Source organism: Streptomyces sp. NPDC088194 (assembly GCF_040702025.1).
GTDB lineage: Bacteria > Actinomycetota > Actinomycetes > Streptomycetales > Streptomycetaceae > Actinacidiphila.
The window spans coordinates 13362-35891 of sequence record NZ_JBFBIV010000054.1; the positions used below are offsets into that span (position 1 = coordinate 13362).

The window sequence follows — 22530 nt, forward strand, 5'->3', positions numbered from 1 at the left end:
GTGATGTGTCGAGGCTGAGCAGCACCTATGAGTCTGTTGGTGCGGGTGGGATGTGCGTGCCATGCGTCACCCGTGAGGCGCGCGCGGGCGGCCCGACGGCACCCCGCGCGGCCGCTGCGGGGGGCGCGGACACGGCCGGACCGGGTGCGGCCGTACCGGGTACAGCTGATCCCGGCGCATCTGAACCCGGCCCGCCCGCTTCCGGCCCGCCCACTCCCGGCGCTCCGCCTTTCGCGGGCACCTCGGTGGCGGGCAGCGTGACGGTGAAGACCGTACGGCCCGGGACGGACGCGACCTCCACGGTGCCGCCGTGCGCGGCGACCACCGAGTGCACGATGGCCAGGCCCAGTCCCGTGCTGCCCGCCGAGCGGGAGCGGGAGGCATCGCCGCGGGCGAACCGCTCGAAGACGTGCCGGCGCAGTTCGGGCGGGATGCCGGGGCCGTCGTCCTGGACCTGGAGCACGACATCGGACGGGCGGCGCAGCACCCGCGCGGTGATGGTCGTGCCGGGCGGGGTGTGGGTGCGGGCGTTGGCGAGGAGGTTGGTGAGCACCTGCTGAAGGCGCGGCGCGTCGCCGTGCACGGTCGCGGGCTCGTCGGGCAGTTCCAGCCGCCAGTCGTGGTCGCGGCCGGCCGCGCGGGCGTCGCTGACCGCGTCCACCACCAGCGGGGACAGGTCGGTCTCGGTCCGGTCGACCGGGCGGCCCGCGTCGAGCCGGGCCAGCAGCAGCAGGTCCTCGACGAGCGTGGTCATCCGGGCCGCCTCGGACTCGATCCGGCCGAGCGCGTGCCGGGTGTCGGGCCCGACCGGCTCCTGGCCGCGTCGGGTCAGCTCGGCGTAGCCGCGGATGGAGGCGAGCGGGGTGCGCAGTTCGTGGCTGGCGTCGGCGACGAAGCGCCGGACCCGGGTCTCGCTCTCCTGGCGGGCGTGCAGCGCGGAACCGACGTGCCCGAGCATCCGGTTGAGGGCGGCGCCGACCTGGCCGAACTCGGTGCGCGGGTCGGTGTCCGAATCCGGCACCCGGCTCAGCGGGGCCACCTCACCGCGGTGCAGCGGCAGTTCGGCGACCCGGGTGGCCGTGGCGGCGACCCGGCGCAGGGGTTGCAGGGCGATCCGCATCAGCGCGGCGCCGGCCAGCCCGGCCGCGACGAGCCCGGCGGCGGCGACCGAGACCTCCACCCACAGGAGGGTGGACAGGGTGTCCTCGGTGCCCGCGGTGCTCAGGCCGACCAGGATGGTGCTGCCGTCGTCGGCGGGCGCGGCCGACTCGACCCGGTAGTCCCCGAGGCCGGGGACGGTCACGTTGTGCGGCTTGCCGTCGTGCGGCACGCCGGCGAAGGCCGCGGCCTGCTTCGCGGTGAGGTCGTCGGCGACGAGCTGGCCGGTGCTGGGGCTGGTGGCGCTGACCGCGGCCTCGGTGACGGTGCCGGTGGAGCTGACGGTCGCGGCGACCGTCTCGCCCGGCTGGCCACCGCCGGCGAGGAAGACGAAGGGGATGCTGCGGGGCATGTCGGTGGCCCTGCCGTGGCCGGTCGGCCCCAGCGCGCCCCGGTCGCCGGGGGCGCTCTGGCCGGGGGTGGCCTGGTCGGGGCGCGGGCCGTCGGCGCGCACCGCCGTGTCGTGCACCTTGGCGTCCAGCTGCCCGTACAGGAAGTCGTGCAGCGCGAATATCGTGACCGCGCCGATCACCGCGCAGACCACCGCGACCAGCGCGACGCAGGAGGCGACCAGGCGGCGGCGCAGGGACCAGCGGCGCGGCGCCCAGCGCCCGCGGTGCGGCCGGCCGCGCGGGCGGGGGGGCGCCGTCGCACCGGGGGCGCGGGTCGAGCCGGTGCCGGGGGTCGAGCCGGTGCCGGGGGTCGCGCCGGGGCCGGGGGTCGCGCCGGGGCCCGTGCCAGGCCCCGCGCCGGGGCCCGGTCCGGCCTGCGGGGCCGGGCCGTCCGCGTGGGGTGCGGTCGGTGCGGGGCGGGTCACACCGGTTCGCCGGGCTTGATGAGGTAGCCGGCGCCGCGCCGGGTGTGGATCATCGGCGAGCGGCCGGCGTCGATCTTGCGGCGCAGGTAGGAGATGTACAGCTCGACGACGTTGGCCTGACCGCCGAAGTCGTACGACCAGACCCGGTCCAGGATCTGCGCCTTGCTCAGCACCCGGCGCGGGTTGCGCATGAGGTAGCGGAGCAGCTCGAACTCGGTCGCCGTGAGGTGGATGTTGTCGCCGCCGCGGCTGACCTCGTGGCTGTCCTCGTTCAGGACGAGGTCGCCGACGGCGAGCACGGACTCGTTGCGGATGGCGGCGGCGCCGGAGCGGCGCAGCAGTCCGCGCAGGCGGGCGACGACCTCCTCCAGGCTGAACGGCTTGGTCACGTAGTCGTCGCCGCCGGCGGTGAGCCCGGCGATCCGGTCCTCGACCGCGTCCTTCGCGGTGAGGAAGAGCACGGGCACGTCGGGGGTCTGGCGGCGCAGCCGGGCGAGCACTTCGAGCCCGTCCATGTCCGGGAGCATCACGTCGAGCACCACCGCGTCGGGGCGGTTCTCACGGGCGGAACGCAGCGCGCTCGCGCCGTCACCCTCGGTACGGACCTGCCAGCCCTCGTAGCGCAGGGCCATCGAGAGCAGGTCGGCGAGCGGGGCCTCGTCGTCCACCACGAGGACGCGGACCGGGGAGCCGTCCGGGCGGGCGAGGTCGCCGGCCGGGGCGGACGCGGGGGCGGTGTGGGTCGCGGGGGCGGCGGGGTGGGTGGAGCGGGTGGCCGCCGATGAAGTGGAAGGCATACGGGACACCCTGTGCACCGGCTATGAGAGGAGCCTTAATCCGTTTCTGTGAAAACTCTGAGAATCCGGTGACGGTGGAGTAAAGCGGGGCAGGGGTGCACCAGCCGGTGGACGGGGCGAGGCGGGGGCGGGGGCGGGCCGCGCACGTACGCGGGCGTACCGGCGCGGGCGTACCGGCGCAGGCGTACCGGCGCAGGCGCTTACCGGCGTACCGGCGCCCCCTTGCGGCCGCCCCACCCCGCGATGGTACGAAGGTACGAAGTCGACTGGCTGACAGCCATGATGACGTCACGTCACGAACGGGGGCAGGTCTCACGATGCAGGGTGGAGTCGGACTGACGGCATATCTCGTCAACGAGTCGCGGGCCCGCCGGCCCGACCTCGCCCAGGACGGGCCGGCGGCCGCGTGGATTCCCGAGGGGGAACGGCCGGGCGTCAAGGCGCTGTGGCAGGAGTTCGCCGACGCCGTCTACCCGCACGACGACCTGGTGGTCTCGCTCCGCGGCCGGTTCATCGCGGACACCCTCGCCGAGGCGCTGCGGGCCGACCCGGACACGGTGCTGGTGGTGTGCGGCGCGGGCTTCTCGTCGTACCCCTGGCTGCTGCGCTTCCCGGTCGCGGTCGAGGTGGACCTGCCGCACATGGCCGAGGCGAAGCGGCTGCGCGCGGCCGAGCTGACCGCCGACGGGACGCTGCCGGTGCGCGACGTGCGGCACATCGGTGCCGACCTGGCCGTGCCCGCGGACCGCGCCGCGGTGGCGGAGCAGGTGCGGGCGGTCGCGGCCGGGCGGCCGGTCGCGTACGTCGTCGAGGGCGTCGTCTTCTACCTGCCGCCCGCCGACGCGCGTGCGGTGGTGACGCTCGGCGCGGAGTTCGGCACGACCGCCGTCACCGCGGTGAGCTACTGGCCGGCGGCGGCCTCGGGCAGCGTGGTGCTGGCCGAGCAGCGCGCCTGGTTCCGCAGCAGGTCCGTCCCGGAGGAGGCGAGCCACCACACGCACGCCGAGCTGGCCGCGCTGCTGGGCGCGCCCCTGGACGACCAGGGCCCGGAGGATCTGCAACGGCGTTACCTGGACCGGGTGGTGGTGCCCGAGTCCGCCCTCATCCCGGAGTACGTGGCCGTGTCCTGGGGCACCCCGGGCACGCGGGGAGCGATCGGCGCGGCAGGGCCGTCCGGAGCGGTCGCGTGAGCACCGGGGTACTCCATCTCCAGTGCCGCGCCTACCCGTTGCACCACCGCACCCCGACCACCTCGCTCGACGCCTTCACCGTGCCCGGCCACGGCGAGTTACAGCCGGTCCTCGGCAGCCTGCGCTCCCTCGCCTACAACCCCGACATCACCGTCGAGTTGGACATGACCGGCATGATCCGACCGGCCGTCGCGCTGCCCGGGGTGGAGGTCGTCGCCTGCCACGCCCGCGTCCTGGCCGCCGGCACCATCCTGGTGGTCTACGCGCTGCGCCACGAGCAGGACCTGCGCGCGTTGAACCTGCTCGAACTCGACGCCCTGGACGCCGACATCAACCGGGTCCTGCGCGAGACCGACGCGCCGATCCTGTCCGCCGTGCTGTCCGCCGCCGTCAACAGCGGGCTGCTCCGCAGCATCGCGCTGCGCCCCGACCTGGCGGTGGCCGGCCCGAGTTCACCGATCGACCGCCGATCGGCCCGCTACAACGCGCACTTCGTCGGCCAGGACCCGCCATGGCAGCCGGACTCCCGCGTGCCCGCGGTCTCTTCGGGCCCGGACTGCCGCATCCTGCTGCCGTACACCTACGCCTGGGACCGCGACCCGGACACCGCGCTGGCCGAGCTGCTGACGATGACCGAGCCGACCGACATCGCGGTCGCGCAGCAGTCCCTGCTCGCCGGGGCGCTCATCGCCGGCCGCTGGGTGCTCGGCGACCTGGCGCACGCGCACCCCGCCAACACCGGCGTGCACGCCTTCCGCCGCTTCCTCGACGGCCTGTGGGCCGACTTCCACCACCTCGACAGCTACCGCGTGGAGTCCTCCCAGGCGCACCGCGCGAGCTACCTGGCCGCGCGGCAGACCATCGGCCTCGACGACACGCAGGAGCGCGCCGACAAACTCCTCGGCTACGTGAGCAGTTCACTGCTGGCCGCCGCCTCGGAGCGGGCCGAGGCCCTCGACACCCGGCTCAACCGGGTCGCCGCCGCGCTCACCGTGGTCAGCGCGGCCTCCTTCGGCCTGGACATCGCGGTGTTCGTGCTGCCGCAGGTGTCGCTGTGGACGAAGATCGCGGTCGTCGTGGGGCTGCTCGGGATGGCGACGTCGGGGCTGGTCGCGGCGATGCTGCCGGGGGCGCTGCGCAGGTCGTTCCAGCGGCGGGACGCGACGGAGGCGCCGGCCGGACCGAACGGACCGAGCGGACCGAACGGGCCCGCACCGGTGTCGACGGTGGTGGCGGCGGCGGGTGCGGGCGTGGCGGCGGCGGGCGCGGCGGCAGCGGCGGTCGGGGCCGCGGCCATCGAGGCCGTGACGGCTCCGACTGCCCTGCCGGCCACCGCGGTTGGGCCGACGGGGACGGTCGGTACGGTCGAAGGGGGCGGCGGCGCGGCGCCGGGTGCCGCGGGCGACGCGTCCGGGGTGCCGCAGCAGCCGGGTCAGTCCTCCGGCTCGTAGTACGCCATCAGCGCCGTGAAGTGGGCCAGCCACGCGGTGAGTTCGGCCGGGTCACGGGTACCGACCTCGCAGGAGTGGATGCTTCCGTCGTTCAGCGCCACCGCCACCAGCAGCACATGGCCGCGCCCGGTGGCCCGTTCGCACCAGGCGGTGTGGATCGCCGGCCAAGGGAACTCCGCGACACGGCCGTTGACCCCGAGGGAGATGCCGTCGGCGTCGGCGACGACCGCGTTCTTACGGTCCATGGCGAGGAACTCGGGTGCGTCGGGCGGGACTTGGTCCACGGGCGGCCCGGCGTACCCGGTGCCGGGAGCCGCGAGGGGCGTGGGCACGGCGGCGGGGAACGGCGGCGGTGCGGCATAGCCGTAGCCGGCCGCGGGGGCGTACGGCGAGGGCGGGGCGTACGGCGAGGGCGGCAGCGGGGCGGAGGGCGCGGGAGGCGCGGGGGCGTAGCCGGGCATCGGGGGAACCAGCGGGACGGATACGGCGGCGGCGACCGGGGCCGGACCCGTACCGGTACCCGTACGTGCGTCCGTGACGGCCACGCCCGGCACCACGTCAGCCGGGTCCGCCGGGTCCGCCACGTCCGCCGGGTCCGAGGGGTCCACCGGGTCGAGCCAGTCCAGCAGCCGGTCCGTATCCGGCCTGCGCGCCGGCTCCTTGTCCAGGCAGGCCGCCACGATCGGCCGCAACCGCTCGGGCACCGCGCTGAGATCGGCCTCGTGGTGCACCGAGCGGTACATCAGCGCGACCGGGGTGCCACCGCCGAACGCGGAGCCGCCCGCGGCCGCGACCAGCACCGCGCCGAGCGCGAACACATCGGCGGCAGGCCCGACTTCGCGCCCCTCCGCCTGCTCGGGCGCGAGGAACCCGGGGGTGCCGAAGGCCGTGCCCGTCACCGTCAGCCGGGTGTTCTCCACCGCCCGCGCGATGCCGAAGTCCAGCACCCGCGGCCCGTCCTCGGCCATCACGATGTTCGCCGGCTTCAGGTCCCGGTGCACCAGCCCGCAGCGGTGGATCGCCTGCAACGCCTCGGCGAGCGCCGCCCCCAGCCCGCGCAGCCGCGCCTCGTCCATCGGCCCCTGCTCCGCCACCAGCCGCGCGAGCGTCGGCCCCGGTACGTACGCGGTCGCCAGCCACGGCGCCTCCGCGTCCGGGTCAGCGTCCACCACCTGCGCGGTGTGGAACCCCCCGACGCTGCGCGCCGCCGCCACCTCCGCCCGGAACCGCTCCCGGAACACCGCGTCCGCCGCCAGCTCCGACCGGGCCACCTTCACCGCCACCAGCCGCCCGCCGCGCGACCTGGCCAGCCACACCACCCCCATGCCGCCCTCGCCGAGCCGCCGCACCACGCTGTACCCACCAATGCGTTCCAACTCCGACTCCCGCCCCCAAGCCGCCGACCAGCCGCCCCCACCCTCCCAGAGACCGCCGCCCGCCCCCAACCCGATCGCGGCACCGGGACCGGCACCGGGACCTGCACGACGGCGGCGAGCTGCGCGGAGGTGTGCCATCGTGGTGGCCATGGGGGGCTTCACCGGGGCGTACGTCGTCCGGCACGGCTGGACACGTGCCGGAGCGAGCTGGTTCGCGGTCACGGCCCTGCTGATCGGGGTGGGCTTCCTCCCGCACGTGGAACCCCCGGACCTGGACCACATCGAGCTGGTGTTCAGCCCGTTCGCGCTGTGGACCGCGGCGGTCTGCTCCAGTCGCCGCAAGGCCGTCCGGGTGGACAAGCGGGGCATCACGCTCCACCGCCTCCTGCCCTTCCGCGCACCGGAGTTCGTGCCCTGGGCCGACGTGGTGGCGGTGGACTGGTCGGGCGACGACCACTTCTGGGGCCGCACCAGCAGCTTGACGGTGCACCGCCGCGCCGCCCGTCCGGTCCCCGCCCTTCCCCCGGTTCCCGGTCTGGAAGAGCTGGACGCCTACCTCGCCACCCAGGTCGACCCCGGCGACGCCGCCGCCTTCCGGGGCGTCGTGCGGCTCGGGCTCGGCACCACCCTGAGCGACCTCGATCCGGTCCGGCTGGCCACGGCGATGGCCGTGCTGGCGCCGGAGGTCCGCAGGTTCGGCGATCTCGGCGACGTACCGTGCCCGGGGGCAGCCCCGGCACGACCGGCCGACCCTCTACCGTAGGAGCCGGAACGAGAGGACTGGCCCCATGAACACCTTCCCGGCCGACCGGACCTTGCGGATCGGCACCCGTAGTTCACCGATGGCGCTGGCCCAGGCCAACCTCGTGGCCGACCTCCTGCGCAAGGAACAGCCGGGTCTCCAGGTCGAGTTGGTGCCCGTCACCACCGAGGCGGACCGCTGGCACGGCGACCTGTCCGAGCTCGGCGGGAAGGGCCTGTTCGTCAAGCAGATCGACGTCATGCTCCAGCGCGGCGAGGTCGACCTGGCCGTCCACTGCGTGAAGGACGTCCCCGGCGACACCCCGCTGCCCGAGGGCCTGGTCTTCGCCGCCCACCTCCCGCGCGACGACGTCCGCGACGTCCTCCTCTTCCCCGAGGGCTCCGAACTGCGGACCCTCGACGACCTCCCGGCCGGCGCCACCGTGGCGACCTCGGCCGTACGCCGCAAGGCCCAACTCCACCGGCTCCGCCCGGACCTCGACGTCGTCCGGGTACGAGGCGCCGTCGGCACCCGCATCGACACCCTCGACGGCAGGAAGCAGACCGGCAGCCGGCCGGACGCCATGATCCTCGCGTCCTCCGGCCTGGCCCGGCTGGAGCTGACCCACCGCGGCCGCCAGGTCTTCACCGTCCAGGAGATCCTCCCGGCCGTCGGCTCAGGCGCCCTCGGCCTGGAGTGCCGCCACGACGACGGCCCCACCGCCGGCCTGCTGTCCCGCCTCGACCACGAGCGGACGACGGCCGAGATCACCGCCGAACGCGCCATGCTGGGCGACCTGCGCGGCCACTGCAACAGCCCCATCGCCGGCCACTGCACCACCGCGCCCGACGGAGCGCTCACCCTGCGCGGCATGGTCTTCTCCGCCGACGGCTCCACCTCCGTCCACACCCACCTCACCGCCCGCTCCACCGACACCCCCGCCACCCTCGGCGCCCGCGCCGCCGCGGACCTCCTCCGGCAGGGCGCCGCCGACATCATCCTCGCCATTCCCCACTGACCCGGGCAGATCCGGCCTGACCCGGGGCTGGGTTCGGGGCCTGGTCGGGGCCTGGTCGGGGCCGGGTCGGGGCCGGGTCGGGGCCGGGTCGGGCTCCTTACGCGTGCTGGTCCGCGGGGCCTTCGGCGTACGGGGCCGCGGCACCCGCGTAGCGCCGGGCGAGCGTGGCGCAGGCTCGCCGCAGGGCCGGCGGTCCGACGACGCGCAGGTCCGCGTCGAAGCGGCCCAGGCCGGCGGCGAGGGCGGTCCAGGACCAGGACCCGGCGACGAGCCGGCACCGCGCGGGGCCGAGGGGTTCGACCGTGCCGTCGTCGGCGTACGGGGCGACCTTCGTGGCGGGGAGGTCGATGACGACCTCGCCCTGGCAGGGCCAGGCGGCGCCGGTGCCGTCCGACCCGCGGAACCGGCCGGCGACGAACGTGGAGACGTCGTGGCCCGGCACCTGGCGCGGGGCGAAGCGCGGGCCCGTCGGCGCGCGGGGGGTCAGGTGGTCGGTGCGGAAGGTCCGCCAGTCGTCGCGGTCGAGGTCCCAGGCCAGCAGGTACCAGCGGGTGCGCCAGGCCACGAGGTGGTGCGGCTGCACCCGGCGCCGCTGCGGTGCGGCGTCGCGGTGCGGGGCGTAGTCCAGGCGCAGTTCCTCATGGCGCTGGATCGCGGCGCTCAGCACGGTGAGCACCTCCAGGTCCTCGGCCGGCGCCGAGGTCTCCGGTCCAGACGGTCCAGCCGGCCCAGGCGGCCCGGCCACGGTGACGTGGAGCGCGTCGACGCGTTGCCGCAGGCGTGGGGGCAGCACGTGCCGGATCGTCGCGAGCGCCCGGCCGGCGTCCTCCGCGAGCGCGCGGTGCGCGGTGGTCTGAAGGGCGACCGCCAGCGCGATGACCTGCTCGTCGTCGAAGAGCAACGGCGGCAGGTGCGCCCCGGGCTCCAGGCGGTATCCGCCGGCGGGTCCCTTGGCCGCGGCGACCGGATAGCCCAGCGCACGCAGCCGGTCGACATCGCGGCGCACCGTACGCACGGTCACCTCCAGCCGCTCGGCCAGGTCCGCGCCGCTCCACTCCCGGCGGGCCTGGAGCAGGGAGAGCAGGGTGAGGAGGCGCGAGGACGTCTTCTGCATGTCTCCATGATGGCCGGAGTAGCGGACACCACCTGTCCTCTACTGGTGCGACGGTGGATACCGAACCGCGGAGCAGGGCCTCTCACGCCGCCGCTTCGCGGTCGCCCCGGCCGGCGCGCATCCGTGCGCTTGTCCGTGCGGCTTGTCCGTGCGCACATCCCGGCACCCACCCAGGCGAGGAGCAGCCCATGTCCGTCACCACCACCACGCATCTGAACTTCCGCGGCTCGGCCCGCGAAGCGCTGGACTTCTACCGGTCCGTCTTCGGCGGGCGCACCGCCGCCGTGACCTACAAGGACGCCGGCAACGTCCAGGACGAGAGCGAGGCGGACTGGGTGATGTGGGGCGAGGTGTCCGCCGACGACGGCTTCCACGTCATGGCCTACGACGTGCCTTCGGCGATGCCGTACGAGCCGGGCGCCAACCCGTTCTTCGTGTCCGTGCGCGGTGAGGACACCGACGAGGTCAGCGCCCTGTGGCAGCGCCTGGCCGACGGCTCGACCGTGCTGCGCCCGCTGGAGCCCGCGCCATGGGCACCGCTGTACGGCATGCTCACCGACCGCTTCGGCGTGACCTGGGTCCTGGACGTCACCGCGCCCTACACCGGCTGACCGCCACACCCGCCGCCCTCCACGTCGCCGCATCGGCACGTAGATCGCCACGTAGATCGCCAGGTACATCGGCACGCACATCGCCACGCACATCGGCACGTACAGAAAGTGGACACGGTCATGCGCATGCGCCCGCTCGGCCGCACCGGCATCGAGGTCAGCGCCTACTGCCTGGGCACCATGATGTTCGGCCCGAACGGAAATCCCGACCACGACGCGTGCGCCCGCATCGTGCACCGGGCTCTGGACGGCGGCATCAACTTCGTCGACACGGCGGACGTCTACGGTTACAGCGAGGCCGAGCGGATCGTCGGCCGCGCCCTCAAGGGCCGTCGCGAGGACGTGGTCCTGGCGACCAAGTTCAACGGCCCCATGGGCGAGGGACCCAACAACGGTGGCAGCTCGCGCCGTTGGATCACCAAGGCGGTCGAAGGCTCGCTGCGCCGCCTGGACACCGACTACATCGACCTGTACCAGATCCATCACCCCGACCCGCGCACCGACATCGAGGAGACGCTGTCCGCGCTCACCGACCTGGTCAGGGCCGGCAAGGTCCGCGCGTTCGGCTCCTCCAACCTGCCCGCGAGCGACATCGTTTCGGCCCACTGGGTCTCCGAGCGGCGCGGACTGCACCGGCTGCGCACCGAGCAGCCGACCTACTCCGTCCTCAACCGGGGCATCGAACGCGAAGTCCTCCCCGTCGCACGCCACTTCGGCATGGGCGTGCTCGTGTGGAGCCCGCTGGCCATGGGCCTGCTCACCGGCCGGTATCGCCAAGCCCACGCGCCGAGCGGCAGTGCCCGCATGCGCTGGGTGCCCGCGCACCTGACCGACCCCCGCAAGCTCGACGCCGTCGAGCGGCTGATCCCCCTCGCCGAGCACGCCGGCCTGCCCCTGACCCACCTGGCCCTGGCCTTCGCCACCGCCCACCCCGACGTCACCTCGGCCATCATCGGTCCCCGCACCCTCGACCAGCTCGACGACCTGCTGGCGGGCGCCTCGACCGTCGTAGACGACGAGGTGCTGGACCGGATCGACGAGATCGTGCCACCGGGCACCGACCTCGGCCCGGTCGACGTCGCCTACCAGCCGCCCTCACTCACCGTTCCCGACCGGCGGCGGCGCCCCACCGCGGAACGCGCGGCGGCCTGAGGAGAGCGCGAGATGGACGTCCTGACCCACCCCGAACGCTCCGCCGTCGAGGCCGAGTCCCACCTGACAGCCGCCTTCCTCGACCAGCACCTCACCACCACCCACATCACACCGCCCGTCTGAGCCCCACCCCGAGCACCAAGGGCTTCGTGGATCACTCCACGGCGCCGGCACCCGGGCGACCGCTTTCCCGGGCCGGGCCCCGGCGCCGACCGGGCCCGTTGCCGCACTTCGCTGCCGTACGGAACGAAAGAGCCCCGCTCCGGGTGACCCGGGCGGGGCTCTGACCTGCTGTGCACTCGGCAGGGTGCGAACCTGCAACCCTCGGATCAGCTCAACCGATGCAGAGGATCAGGATGCACAGGCCCTGCTGGGGAGCCGGCGTCGTCGGTGAGGTGGTGGTCGGCGGGGTGGAAGGGGTGGAGCCGGTCGGTGGGGACGTGGCGGTGGTGCCGCCTCCGGTCGTACCCGTGCTTCCGCCCGTGGTCGTCGTGCCCGTGGAACCGCTCGTGCCCGTCGAACCGCCCGTGCCCGTACCGGAGTCGCCGGTCGTCGGAGCTGTGGTGGCGGACGTCTGCGGGGTCCGGCTGTGCTGGACGGAGGTCTGCCCGGTCGGGGAGCCGTCCGAGATGCGCACCGCGCCGGCGTTGTCGGTCACCGTGTGGGTGGCCTGCGCGGTCGGGTGGGACGGGGTGCCGGCGGCGTTCCGCTGCTGCGAAGCGGTGGCGTGGTGCGCGGGGGTCCCCGCCTGCTGCGGGGACACCGAGGACGGCCCGCCGTCCTGCGAGGTCTGGGTCCTCAGGTTCACCGGCGCCACCGTGTCGGACGAGGCGGTGGTCGCGCCGCCCTTGCCGTGGGCGTGCATCGACGCCACGGTCACACCGCCGCTGAACAGCGCGAAGGCGGTGGCAACGCCCGCACGGCGCCTGCTCTTCTTCCACCGCGCCATCTGGCGGCGCCGGGCCGCGCGACCCCGGTGCAGCGTCGGCGCGATCGACGCGGGCCCGAGCACGGACTCCGCCGCCGGCTCCTCCTCGGTCTCCGCTGCCGCGGCCGGGCTGAACCCGGTGGACGTGTACGGGGCCGGGTCGGCGTAACCGGTGGGCACGTACTCCGGCAGAGGGGCCGGCGCCGCGGAGTACCCCGCGGGCTGGAAACCGCTCGGCTCGGTGCGGCGGAGGTGACCGGTCGGGTACGCGCCGTCGTGCGGTCCACCGGCCATGGCGGCGGTCGACTCCGCCTCGGTCGCGTAGGCGCCGCAACCCGGGCACACCAGCACACCGTTGAGTATCCGTTGGCACGTGTAGCAGTAGTCCATCCGCGGTCTCCCTGTGCTGACTTCGCAGCCGAAGGCCGCCGGCATGTCCACGTTCTGCGCGCGAAGGGCAGGCGCATGACCGTAACAGCTGAAACGTCAGAGCTCGCAGAGGAGTTGTGAGGCTTTTGAAAACAAGCGTCGGCGACTCCGCCCGCCCGCCGTCGCGACCCCGCGTGGCAACGGGTGGTCCGCTCGATCCGGCGCCACGGGATGGCGCCTTCCGTCCGCCGGGATCAGCGGTCGTCCGCCTGCTCGGCTTCGCCCGGCCGGGATGGCACCAGCGGGAGGAATCACGTCGGGGACTCGAACGCCCTTCCCGTGTGCATGGCCGGCAGCGTCACGAGGAGGACGTACTCCAGGTGCCGTGTTGCCGGCCATGGAACCCCGCGCCCGCTTGGTGAGGCGGCTGCCGTCGAAGCCCGCCGTCGAGACAAACGTCAGAGGCCCCATGGAGTGATCCACGGGGCCTCTGGCCTGCTGTGCACTCGGCAGGATTCGAACCTGCAACCTTCTGATCCGTAGTCAGATGCTCTATCCGTTGAGCTACGAGTGCGGGTGGCTTCGCGGCTTTTCGGGGCCGGTCGGCGTCGCGGGAACAACATTACATGAGGGGGCGCGGGAGGTGAAATCGATAAGGGAGAGGGGCGGTGAGCTGGGGAAACGCGGCGCCGTGGGGGTGCGGGTGGTGGGGGGAAGGTGTGGAGGAGGTGCGCGGGAGGGGTGTGGCGCCCGGGGGACGGGAGCCCGGGGGGATGTGCGGGAAAAGGAAGGAGCCCCGGCCGTGGTGGGACGGCGGGGCTCCGGGAGAGGTGGCGGAGGCGGAGGGATTTGAACCCTCGATGGACGGTAAAGCCCAAACCGCATTAGCAGTGCGGCGCCATAGACCGGACTAGGCGACGCCTCCTGGTACGTGCCCGGGTGAGCGGGCGCGTGGGGAAATGATGGCACAGCCGGGAGGGCTGCGACCAATCCGAGAGTACGGTACAAGGCCGCGACCGGGCAGAGCAAAGGGATTGGCCGGTCGGCGGGTCCCTGGACGCGCCCACGAAGGGGTGGTTGGCCGGGGGGAGGAGCGGGCCGGCGGTAGGAGAAGGGCATGCACTCTTCGCCGCTCGCCCCCCTCCGGCCCGCCCGACCGGCTCGGCCCGCCCGATGGGCCCGCCTCGCCCGCCCGGGCGCCACGGCGCTGACCGGCGCGGCCGTACTGACCGCGGCGCTGACGGGCGTCGCGTACGGCTCGGGGAACCCGCCGCACCGTCCGTCGCACCGGCCACCGGGCCCGATCGCCTCGGTGTCCCCCCACTCGGTGCCGGCCATCTGGACCTCGGAACAGCCCGGCACGGGCCTGGACGTGGCGTACGACGACGGCGCGGGCCACACCCGCAGCTACCGGCTGAGCTGCTCCCCGACACCCGACCCCGCCCCGGCACCCGCACCCGCACCCGCACCCGCACCCACCCCGGTGCCCGCACCCGGCCCCGACCCGACCACCGCCTGCGCTCACCTCGCCGAGATCGGCGGCCCCGTCCCCGCCGTACCCTCCGGCCAGATGTGCTCGATGATCTACGGCGGCCCGCAGTCCGCCCGGGTGACCGGCGTCTGGCAGGGACAGGCGGTGCGGGAGTCCTACCGCAGGACGAACGGCTGCGAGGTGGCCCGCTGGAACCGCATGGTCCCGGCGCTGCCCAACCCGGTGGCCGACGCCTCGCGCCAAGACGCCGCCCCCGTACGAAGCTGAACGGCACATCACGCGGAACCCGAAGACCCGCGGAACCCGAAGAACGCGAAGAACGCGAGGAACCCCGCCGGCCAGGCACGGAACCCCCGCGTTCCCGCTTTCGTGACGTACACCACACCTTCACCACACAACCCCCAACCCCCCACCCCGTGACGGCACATGACCGTCCAACGCCACAGGAGCAACCCCGACCCGTACACTCGGTCTAGTGACATGGCCCGGTGGGCGGCGGCAAGATGGGCCGCCCGTGACGTCAGCCGACAGCGCCGTACGACTCAGGTGAGTTCGTCCGGACGCCGCGCCCGACACTGCGCGCCACACCGGGTACTGCGCCACGTGTAACAGCACATGCGGTAACAGGGAGGACGCGTCTCGTGAGCAGCAGGCCATCCAGAGGCGCTGCTCGCCTCGCCTCGATACTGGACGCCCTCCCGGACGCGCTGCTGCTGGTCAACGCCAACGGCACGGTGGTCAACGCGAACGCGATAGCGCTGGAGACCTTCGAGGCGCCGGGCACGGCACTGGTCGGGCGCGGACTGCTGGACCTGCTGCCGTCGTTCGACCCGAAGCGCATCCCCGGGTCGATGCGCAGCCCGCAGGAGGCGGCGGCCGACGACACCCGGACGAAGCCGACCCGGATGCAGGCGCGCCGCACCGACGGCTCGGAGTTCCCGGCCCAGGTGACGAGCGCGAACCTGGACGACAGCCGCACCGCGTACGCGGACTTCGGCGACGGCATGCCGCACTACACCGGCGACGAACTGCTGATGCTGGTGGTGCGCGACCTGTCCGGCACCGTGGACACCGAGGCCGAACTCGCCCGCCAGCAGCGGCAGACCGAGATGATCCTGCGGGCCGCGGCCGAGGGCGTGGTCGGCGTGGACACCGAGGGCAAGATCGTGCTGGTCAACCCGTCGGCCGCGCAGATCCTCGGCCACCGGGCGACCGACCTCGGCGGCAAGGAGCTGCACCCGCTGGTGCACCACTCCCGCCCGGACGGCTCGCCGCTGGCGTACGAGGAGACCCCGCTCGCCGACACGCTGCGCTCGGGCCGCAAGCACCGGGTACGCGGCCAGGTGCTGTGGCGCAAGGACGGCAGGGCGGTGCCGGTGGACCTGACCACGGCGCCGGTCCGTGACGGCGACCAACTGGTCGGCGCGGTCATGACGTTCACCGACCGGACCCAGTACGACGCGCTGGCCGCCCGCACCGGGCAGCTCCGCGCGCTGCTGGACACCTCGCTGCGCGGACCGCTGGCCGAGCTGCGCGCCGAGCTGACCGGGCTCGCCGCCGACCCGGCCGGGCAGCTGTGGCCGGAGGCCAACCAGATCCTGCACCACCTCTCCGCCGGATACGCCCGGATCACCACCCTGATCGACAACGTGCTGGACTTCCAGCGGCTGGACCGCGGCGACGACAAGCTGCACCGCTCGGTGATCGGCCTGGACGAGGTGGTGGCCGCGGCCGTCGAGGGCGCGGTCGAGCTGATCGGGCCCGGCCGGGCCCAGTTCGCCGTGCACGCGGCGCCGATCGAGGCGTCGGTGGACCCTGGGCGGATGGCCCAGGCGCTCGCCCACCTCGTCGCCGACGTGGCGGGGGTGGACTCGGCGGGCAACGCGATCGCGTACGCCGGGGACTCCACCATCGTGGTCGCGGTGGCCCAGCGCGGCGACGTCGTACGCATCGACGTGCGCGGACCGAGCGCCGGCGGCGACCCGGTGCACCTGCCGCTGGCGCGCGGCGTCATCGAACGGCACGGCGGGGTGCTGCAGACCCACGAAGTGCCGGGCCAGGGCAGCGCGTACGTCCTCGAAGTGCCGCTCGGCCTCGACCCGGACACGGTGCGCGCCGCCCGGGCGGCAGCCGCGGAAGGCGGTTCCGGAGCCGCCGGCGGCAGGGGTACGGGCGCGTCCTCGCGCGGGGGCGCGCACTCCGGCGGGAACGGCGACGCGGCGCGCGCGGGCGCGGGTACGGCCGCGGGAGCGGCGACGGGTGCGGGGCCCGACGGTCCGGTGCCCGGCGGGCGTGCTGCCCGCCGCTCGCACGCGGCACCCGGCGGCGGGACGGACGCGGAGCGGGGGGAGCGGTCCGAGCCGGGCCCGCAGCCGCCCCACCCCGGCGACGACACCGGTACGGTCCTGGCGCCGTGGTCGATCCCGCCGGCCGCCGACCAGACCGAGGCCCCGACCGGGCGCCGGCGTGCGCTGCGGCGGCCCGTCGGCCGTCCGGAACACCCGCAGGGGCAGGAGCAACCGCAGGCCGGGCAGCAGGACCAGCCGCAGGCCGCGGCCGAGCCGCAGCCGGAGGCCGGCGCGCGGTCACCGCAGGCGCAGTCGCAGCCGCAGCCGCAATCGCCGTCACCGTCGCCGCAGATTCCGCAGATCGGGCCAGGTGGTCCGGGCGGACCGGGCGGACCCGAGGGCGCCGACCCGGCGGAGGGCGTACGGCCGACCGGGCGCAGGGCCCGCAGGGGACGTCCGGCCGTGGAGGAGCAGTCCCCCGAGGGTGGCGGCGAGCTGCGGCAGCTTCCGGCGCCGCGCATCCCGAACGCGCTGCCCCCGGCCGACGGCGGCGCGGGCCGCGACGGCGCCCCGAACCCGGGCAACCAGTTGAACCCGGCGAACCCGCAGGGCGGCCAGGACCCGGCCCCCGGCACCGGCCGCCGCGGTCGCCGCGCCCTCGAAGCCGCGCCGCAGCAGCCGCCCGTACCCGGGATGCCCTACCGGGAGGACCCGCCGGACAACGGTCACCCGCGCCCGCCCGCCCAGAGCTGGCCGCAGCCGGGTCCCGACGCGCCCGGCACCGACCCCGCCGCGCGGGCCGAGCCGCGCCCCGCGCCCGCCCCCGAACCGGCGGCGCCCCCGCAGCAGCCGGCCCCCCGGACCTGGCCCGAGCCCGAACGGCCCGCGCCCGCAGCGCCGTCCGCGCCGAACGACCACCCCGGCCACCCCGCGGCCGGCCCCGGACCCACCTCCTGGCCGCAGGCCGGTGGCCAGGGCGCCGCGCACCAGGACCCGCAAGGTGCCCACGACGGCACGCCCGGCAGCCGGGGCGGCCCGCAGCAGGACCCGTCGCAGCAGGCCCACAGCCGGGCCATAAGCGTCCGCACCCTCGGCCAGGGCGTGCCGTTCGGCACCGACCCGCGCGAGCAGACGCCCACCCAGGCCGTACAGGCGCAGCACCCGCAGGGGCTTCCCGCGCAGGTCGCGGCGGGCGGTTCCGGGCGCCGGCGCAGGCTCGCCGCACCCCAGCCGCAGAACCCGCAAGGACCGCAGGAGCTCCAACCGCCGCCCGGCCCGCAGCCGTTGGTGCCGAACCAGCAGCCCGGCCCGGGCGGCGAGCACCAGGCCCGCCAGCACCCGCAGGCCGACCCCGACAGCGGCCAGCTCCCGGTGCGCAAGCCGGACCCGCGCGGCCGCGGCCAGGTCGGCGGGGAGCGCGACACCGCGCTGCTGCGGCCCGTGCCGCCGCTGGAGGAGCAGCAACCGCAGCCGCCGGGCCGGTCGTACGCGATCGGGGCGCCCGCGGCGGGCGCGGCCGAGGGACCGGAGTTGCTGGACGGGCCGAACGGCGCGGTGGACGTCACCGACGTGCCCGCCGGCGAGGCCGCCGACGACCGCCACGAGGAACCGCTGGACGAGCCGCGCCGCCTGCTGGTGTGGCCCGAGCCCGATGTCTCGACCCGGCAGGCGCTCACCGACCGGGGCTACCGTCCGGTGATCGTACGATCCCGCGAAGAGGTCGACGCGCAGGTCGCCGAGCCGCCCGCCGCGCTGTTCGTGGACCCGCTGACCGGGCCGATCACCCGGACCGCGCTCCAGGCGCTGCGCCAGGCCGCGGCCGCCGCCGAGGTCCCGGTGCTGGTGACGGCCGGCCTCGGCCAGGCGACCCGCGAGGCCGCGTACGGCGCCGACCCGGCGGTGCTGCTGAAGGCGCTCGCGCCGCGCGACAGCGAGCAGCACCCGCCGCGGGTGCTGCTGGTGGAGGGCCACGACCCGATCGCGATGGCGTTCTCGGCCACGCTGGAGCGGCGCGGGATGCAGGTCACCCACGCCGACTCCGAGGCCGACGCGATGACCAAGGCGGCCCAGATCCACCCGAACCTGGTGGTGATGGACCTCATGCTGATCCGGCGGCGCCGCCAGGGCATCGTGGACTGGCTGCGCGGCAACTCCCGGCTCAACAGCACGCCGCTGGTCGTCTACACCTCCGCGGACATCGACCCGGCCGAGCTGCCGCGGCTGGCGTCCGGTGAGACCGTGCTGTTCCTCGCGGAGCGGTCGACCAGCACGGATGTGCAGTCCAGGATCGTGGACCTGCTGGGGAAGATCGGCACGTAGTGGGGCGAGCGCGGACGGCGGGCCGCCGGACGGAAGGCGTCAGGCCGTCGGGCGTCAGGCGTCAGGCGTCAGGCGTCAGGAGTCAGGCGTCGGCGGCACCGGACCCTGCGTACGGGGCGAGCGCGGGTGCGGAATACCCGGGGGCGGTAATTCGTTCGGACCGCTCCAGGCGCTTTGCTAGGGTCGGCCCATGACCGCACACGCCTTCGCGATGATGCCCCGCAGGGGCCGCTGACGCGAACGTGTGACGCATCCGAGGCCCCGAGTCGGGGCCTCGTTCGCGTGTCGCGGGTCGGAGCCCCGCCGCCCTGATCGCAGGAGGTTCCGATGTCGCGCTTCTACGTCACGACCACGATCCCTTACGTCAACTCCCGTCCGCACCTCGGCTTCGCGCTGGAGCTGGTGCAGGCCGACGTGCTGGCCCGGCGGGCCCGCCAGGCCGGCCGGGACGTCCGCTTCCTGACCGGCACCGACGACAACTCGCTGAAGAACGTGCTCGCCGCCGAGGCCGAGGGCGTCCCCGTGCAGGAGCTGGTGGACCGCAACGCGACCGCCTTCGCCGACCTGCGCGAGCCCCTCGCGCTCTCCTTCGACGACTTCATCCGCACCAGCAGCGACCCCCGGCACCGGGTCGGCGTCGAGCGGCTGTGGGAGCGGGTCGCCGCGACCGGCGACCTGTACCGCAAGCACTACGAAGGGCTGTACTGCGTCGGCTGCGAGCAGTTCTACACACCGGACGAGCTCACCGCGGACGGCCTGTGCCCCGAGCACCTGACCAGGCCGCACCTCGTCGCCGAGGAGAACTGGTTCTTCCGGCTCTCCCGCTACGGCGACCGGCTGCGCGCGCTGATCACCGACGGCACCCTGCGGATCGAGCCCGCCGCGCGCCGCAACGAGGTGCTGGCCCTGATCGACTCCGGGCTGCACGACTTCTCCGTCTCCCGCTCGCAGCGCCGCGCCCGCGGCTGGGGCATCCCGGTGCCCGGCGACCCCGACCAGGTCGTCTACGTCTGGTGGGACGCCCTCGGCAACTACGTCACGAGCCTCGGATACGGCAGCGGGGCAACGGACTTCGAACGGTGGTGGGGCGCGGAGGCGGCCGGGGGTACGGCCGCGGGGACGGAAACCGGTACGGGCTCGGGCGACGGGCGGCGGGTGCACCTCGTGGGGAAGGGCGTGCTGCGCTTCCACGCCGTGTACTGGCCCGCGATGCTGCTGTCGGCCGGGCTGCCGCTGCCGACGGACGTCCTGGTGCACGATTACCTGACCGTCGACGGCCGCAAGATCAGCAAGTCGGCGGGGACCGCGGTGGACCCGGCGGAACTGGCCGCGGAGGTCGGCACCGACGCGGTGCGCTGGTGGCTGCTGCTCGACGTGCCCCGGATCGGGGACGCGGACTACACCCGGGAACGTCTGGTGGCCCGCGCGGACGCCGACCTCGCGGGCGGTCTGGGCAACGTGGTGAACCGGATCGTCACCATGGTGCACTCCTACCGTGGCGGCCGGGTGCCGGAGTCGGACGAACAGCCCCCCGGCACGGAGGAGCTGGCCGCCGCGTGCGAGGCGGCGCCCGGGCGGATCGACGCGGCGCTGGAGGCGTTCGACTTCCGTCGGGCCGGCGCGGCGGTGAGGTCGATCGTGGAGGAGGCGAACCGCGCGGTGGAGGCCACCCGTCCCTGGGAGTCGGCGAAGGCCGAGCGCGGCGGTGACCCGGCGGCGGGCGCACGGCTCGACGCGGTCCTGGCCGCGCTGCACCGCGGGTGCGTGGCCCTGGCGGTGGCGGTCGAGCCGTTCCTGCCGGGGGCGGCGGCCCGGATCGCCGCGCAGGTCACCCCGGTTGACGGGGTGCTGCCCCCGGCCCGCCCGCTGTTCCCGCGGATCGGGGCGGAGGCGAAGGGGTGAGCGCGGGTGCGTGACGACGGCGCGGGACCGTGGCGACGGCGCGGGCCCGTAACCGCGGCGCGGCACCGTCATTGGTCGGCGCGGCACCGCAACCGCGGCGCGGGACCGTACCGTTCGGCCGGTGCGGTCCCGCTCGTCGCGGCCGGCGCTAGAGGCGGGTGACGTCCAACTCGCCGTCCGCGTAGGACTTCCGGATCACCTTCTTGTCGAACTTGCCGACGCTCGTCTTCGGCACGGTCGGCACGATCGCCCAGCGCTCGGGCACCTGCCAGTGGGCGATCCGTTCGGCGAGGAAGTCGCGCAGCTCGGTGTAGTCGACGGTGGCGCCCTCGCGCAGCACGACGGTGGCGAGCGGGCGCTCGCCCCAGCGTTCGTCGGGGACGGCGACCACGGCCGCCTCGGCGATGTCGGGGTGCGCCATGAGGTGGTTCTCCAGGTCGACCGAGGAGATCCACTCGCCGCCGGACTTGATGACGTCCTTCGCGCGGTCGGTGAGGGTGAGGAAGCCGTCGTCGGAGATCACCCCGACGTCGCCGGTGCGCAGCCAGCCGTCCGGGCTGAACTTGTCCTCCGGCCGCAGCGGTTCCTCGCCGACGCCGCCGTAGTACGCGGCGGCGATCCACGGGCCGCGCACCTCCAGCTCGCCCGCGGACTGCCCGTCCCACGGCATCTGCGAGCCGTCCGGGCCGATCAGCCGCGCCTCGACGGAGGCGGGGAAGCGGCCCTGCGTGATGCGGTACTCCCACTCCTCCTCCGGGGTGAGGCCGCCCGGCGGGTGGGCGATGGTGCCCAGCGGGGACGTCTCGGTCATGCCCCACGCCTGGACCAGCCGCACCCCCAGCTGCTCGTCGAACGCCTTCATCAGCGCGGGCGGGCAGGCCGAGCCGCCGATGGTGACCTGCTTGAGCGAACCGACGTCGCGCGGTTTGGCGGTCAGCTCGCCGAGCAGGCCCTGCCAGATGGTCGGGACGGCGGCGGCGTGGGTGGGCCGCTCGCTCTCGATCATCTCGGCGAGCGGGCCGGGCTGGAGGAAGCGGTCCGGCATCAGCAGGTTGATCCCCGACATGAAGGCGGCGTGCGGCAGGCCCCAGGCGTTGACGTGGAACATCGGCACGACCGGCAGCGAGGTGTCGCGGTTGGTCAGGCCCATCGACTCGGCGGAGATGACCTGGAGGGAGTGCAGGTAGACCGAGCGGTGGGAGAAGACCACGCCCTTGGGGTCGCCGGTGGTCCCGGAGGTGTAGCACATGGCTGCGGCCTCGCGTTCGTCCAGCTCCGGCCAGTCGTACCCGGCCGGGCGGCCGGCGAGCAGCTCCTCGTAGTCGTGCACGGCCGGGCGGACGCCGTCCAGCGGCGACCGGTCGCCGGGGCCGACGACGACCAGGTGCTCGACGCTCTCCAGGGCCGGCAGCAGCGGGGCGAGCAGCGGCAGCAGGGTGCCGTTGACGAGGATCACCCGGTCGGCGGCGTGGTTGACGATCCAGCTCAGCTGGCCGGCGGGCAGCCGCAGGTTGAGGGTGTGCAGCACCGCACCCATGGAGGGGATCGCGAGGTACGCCTCCATGTGCTCGGCGTTGTTCCACATGAGGGTCGCGACCCGGTCGCCGCGGCCGACGCCGAGTTCGTCGCGCAGGGCGCCCGCGAGCTGGACGGCACGGGCGCCGGTCTCCCGGAACGTGCGCCGCTGCGGCTGGTCCCCGCCGGTCCAGGTGGTGATCGTGGACCGGCCGTGCACCAGCGTGCCGTGCACGAGGATGCGGGTGACGGTCAGCGGAACGTCCTGCATAGTGCTGAGCACGCGGGCCT

The 22530-nt window shown here is 74.7% G+C and carries 15 protein-coding genes and 2 tRNA genes; 9 read left to right on the plus strand and 8 right to left on the minus strand.

Annotated elements, in window-relative coordinates:
* Positions 1 to 25: 25 nt before the first annotated feature.
* Positions 26 to 1744 (minus strand): HAMP domain-containing sensor histidine kinase, encoded by a 1719-nt coding sequence (locus AB0399_RS26530; protein WP_366413072.1) that lies wholly within the window; start codon positions 1742 to 1744, stop codon positions 26 to 28.
* 227 nt (positions 1745 to 1971) lie between these two features.
* Positions 1972 to 2772: a response regulator transcription factor gene (locus tag AB0399_RS26535; protein ID WP_329367213.1), complete on the minus strand. Its 801-nt coding sequence runs from the start codon at positions 2770 to 2772 to the stop codon at positions 1972 to 1974.
* Positions 2773 to 3089: 317 nt separating this feature from the next.
* On the opposite strand from AB0399_RS26535, the gene AB0399_RS26540 reads away from it, so the two are divergent.
* Together AB0399_RS26540 and AB0399_RS26545 are read left to right on the plus strand one after the other, a co-directional pair.
* Complete coding sequence (locus AB0399_RS26540; RefSeq protein ID WP_329367211.1) at positions 3090 to 3962, plus strand: class I SAM-dependent methyltransferase; 873 nt, start codon at positions 3090 to 3092, stop codon at positions 3960 to 3962.
* Positions 3959 to 5413 carry a hypothetical protein gene (locus AB0399_RS26545; RefSeq protein ID WP_366413049.1) on the plus strand — a complete coding sequence of 485 codons (1455 nt, stop codon included), beginning with the start codon at positions 3959 to 3961 and terminating at the stop codon, positions 5411 to 5413. The genes AB0399_RS26540 and AB0399_RS26545 overlap by 4 nt, the downstream gene beginning before the upstream one ends.
* Here AB0399_RS26545 and AB0399_RS26550 read toward each other — a convergent pair.
* Complete coding sequence (locus AB0399_RS26550; RefSeq protein WP_366413050.1) at positions 5395 to 6789, minus strand: serine/threonine-protein kinase; 1395 nt, start codon at positions 6787 to 6789, stop codon at positions 5395 to 5397. The two genes, AB0399_RS26545 and AB0399_RS26550, sit on opposite strands and share 19 nt — an antisense overlap.
* 139 nt (positions 6790 to 6928) lie before the next feature.
* On the opposite strand from AB0399_RS26550, the gene AB0399_RS26555 reads away from it, so the two are divergent.
* Positions 6929 to 7552, plus strand: coding sequence for a hypothetical protein (locus AB0399_RS26555; protein ID WP_366413051.1), 624 nt, complete (start codon positions 6929 to 6931; stop codon positions 7550 to 7552).
* 25 nt (positions 7553 to 7577) lie between these two features.
* The gene (gene hemC, locus AB0399_RS26560) at positions 7578 to 8549 is read left to right on the plus strand and encodes a hydroxymethylbilane synthase (protein WP_366413052.1); all 972 of its coding nucleotides are present in this window, start codon (positions 7578 to 7580) and stop codon (positions 8547 to 8549) included.
* Positions 8550 to 8646: 97 nt separating this feature from the next.
* On the opposite strand, the gene AB0399_RS26565 is transcribed toward hemC, so the two are convergent.
* A complete protein-coding gene (locus tag AB0399_RS26565; RefSeq protein ID WP_366413053.1) occupies positions 8647 to 9663 on the minus strand; it encodes a WYL domain-containing protein in 1017 nt (338 codons plus the stop codon).
* A 188-nt stretch (positions 9664 to 9851) separates the two neighbouring features.
* Here AB0399_RS26565 and AB0399_RS26570 point away from each other — a divergent pair, with 188 nt between their 5' ends.
* Both AB0399_RS26570 and AB0399_RS26575 read left to right on the plus strand, forming a co-directional pair.
* A complete protein-coding gene (locus tag AB0399_RS26570; RefSeq protein WP_328466411.1) occupies positions 9852 to 10274 on the plus strand; it encodes a VOC family protein in 423 nt (140 codons plus the stop codon).
* 120 nt (positions 10275 to 10394) lie between these two features.
* Complete coding sequence (locus AB0399_RS26575; RefSeq protein ID WP_366413054.1) at positions 10395 to 11426, plus strand: aldo/keto reductase; 1032 nt, start codon at positions 10395 to 10397, stop codon at positions 11424 to 11426.
* A 334-nt stretch (positions 11427 to 11760) separates the two neighbouring features.
* On the opposite strand, the gene AB0399_RS26580 is transcribed toward AB0399_RS26575, so the two are convergent.
* The 3 genes from AB0399_RS26580 to AB0399_RS26590 form a co-directional block, all read right to left on the minus strand.
* On the minus strand, positions 11761 to 12744 hold the full coding sequence (locus AB0399_RS26580; protein WP_366413055.1) for a hypothetical protein: 984 nt from the start codon (positions 12742 to 12744) through the stop codon (positions 11761 to 11763).
* A 480-nt stretch (positions 12745 to 13224) separates the two neighbouring features.
* Positions 13225 to 13297: transfer RNA gene (locus AB0399_RS26585), tRNA-Arg, on the minus strand.
* Between the two features lie 257 nt (positions 13298 to 13554).
* Positions 13555 to 13648, minus strand: a tRNA-Ser gene (locus AB0399_RS26590).
* A 192-nt stretch (positions 13649 to 13840) separates the two neighbouring features.
* On the opposite strand from AB0399_RS26590, the gene AB0399_RS26595 reads away from it, so the two are divergent.
* The 3 genes from AB0399_RS26595 to metG all read left to right on the plus strand — a co-directional run bounded on the left by AB0399_RS26595 (position 13841) and on the right by metG (position 20724).
* Entirely contained in the window at positions 13841 to 14482 is a 642-nt protein-coding gene (locus tag AB0399_RS26595; RefSeq protein ID WP_366413056.1) for an SSI family serine proteinase inhibitor, read from the plus strand.
* Between the two features lie 374 nt (positions 14483 to 14856).
* Positions 14857 to 18822 (plus strand): PAS domain-containing protein, encoded by a 3966-nt coding sequence (locus tag AB0399_RS26600; protein ID WP_366413057.1) that lies wholly within the window; start codon positions 14857 to 14859, stop codon positions 18820 to 18822.
* Positions 18823 to 19149: 327 nt separating this feature from the next.
* The gene (metG, locus tag AB0399_RS26605) at positions 19150 to 20724 is read left to right on the plus strand and encodes a methionine--tRNA ligase (protein ID WP_366413058.1); all 1575 of its coding nucleotides are present in this window, start codon (positions 19150 to 19152) and stop codon (positions 20722 to 20724) included.
* Positions 20725 to 20872: 148 nt separating this feature from the next.
* Here metG and AB0399_RS26610 read toward each other — a convergent pair whose 3' ends face one another.
* Entirely contained in the window at positions 20873 to 22522 is a 1650-nt protein-coding gene (locus tag AB0399_RS26610) for a long-chain fatty acid--CoA ligase (protein ID WP_366413059.1), read from the minus strand.
* Positions 22523 to 22530 lie beyond the last annotated feature (8 nt).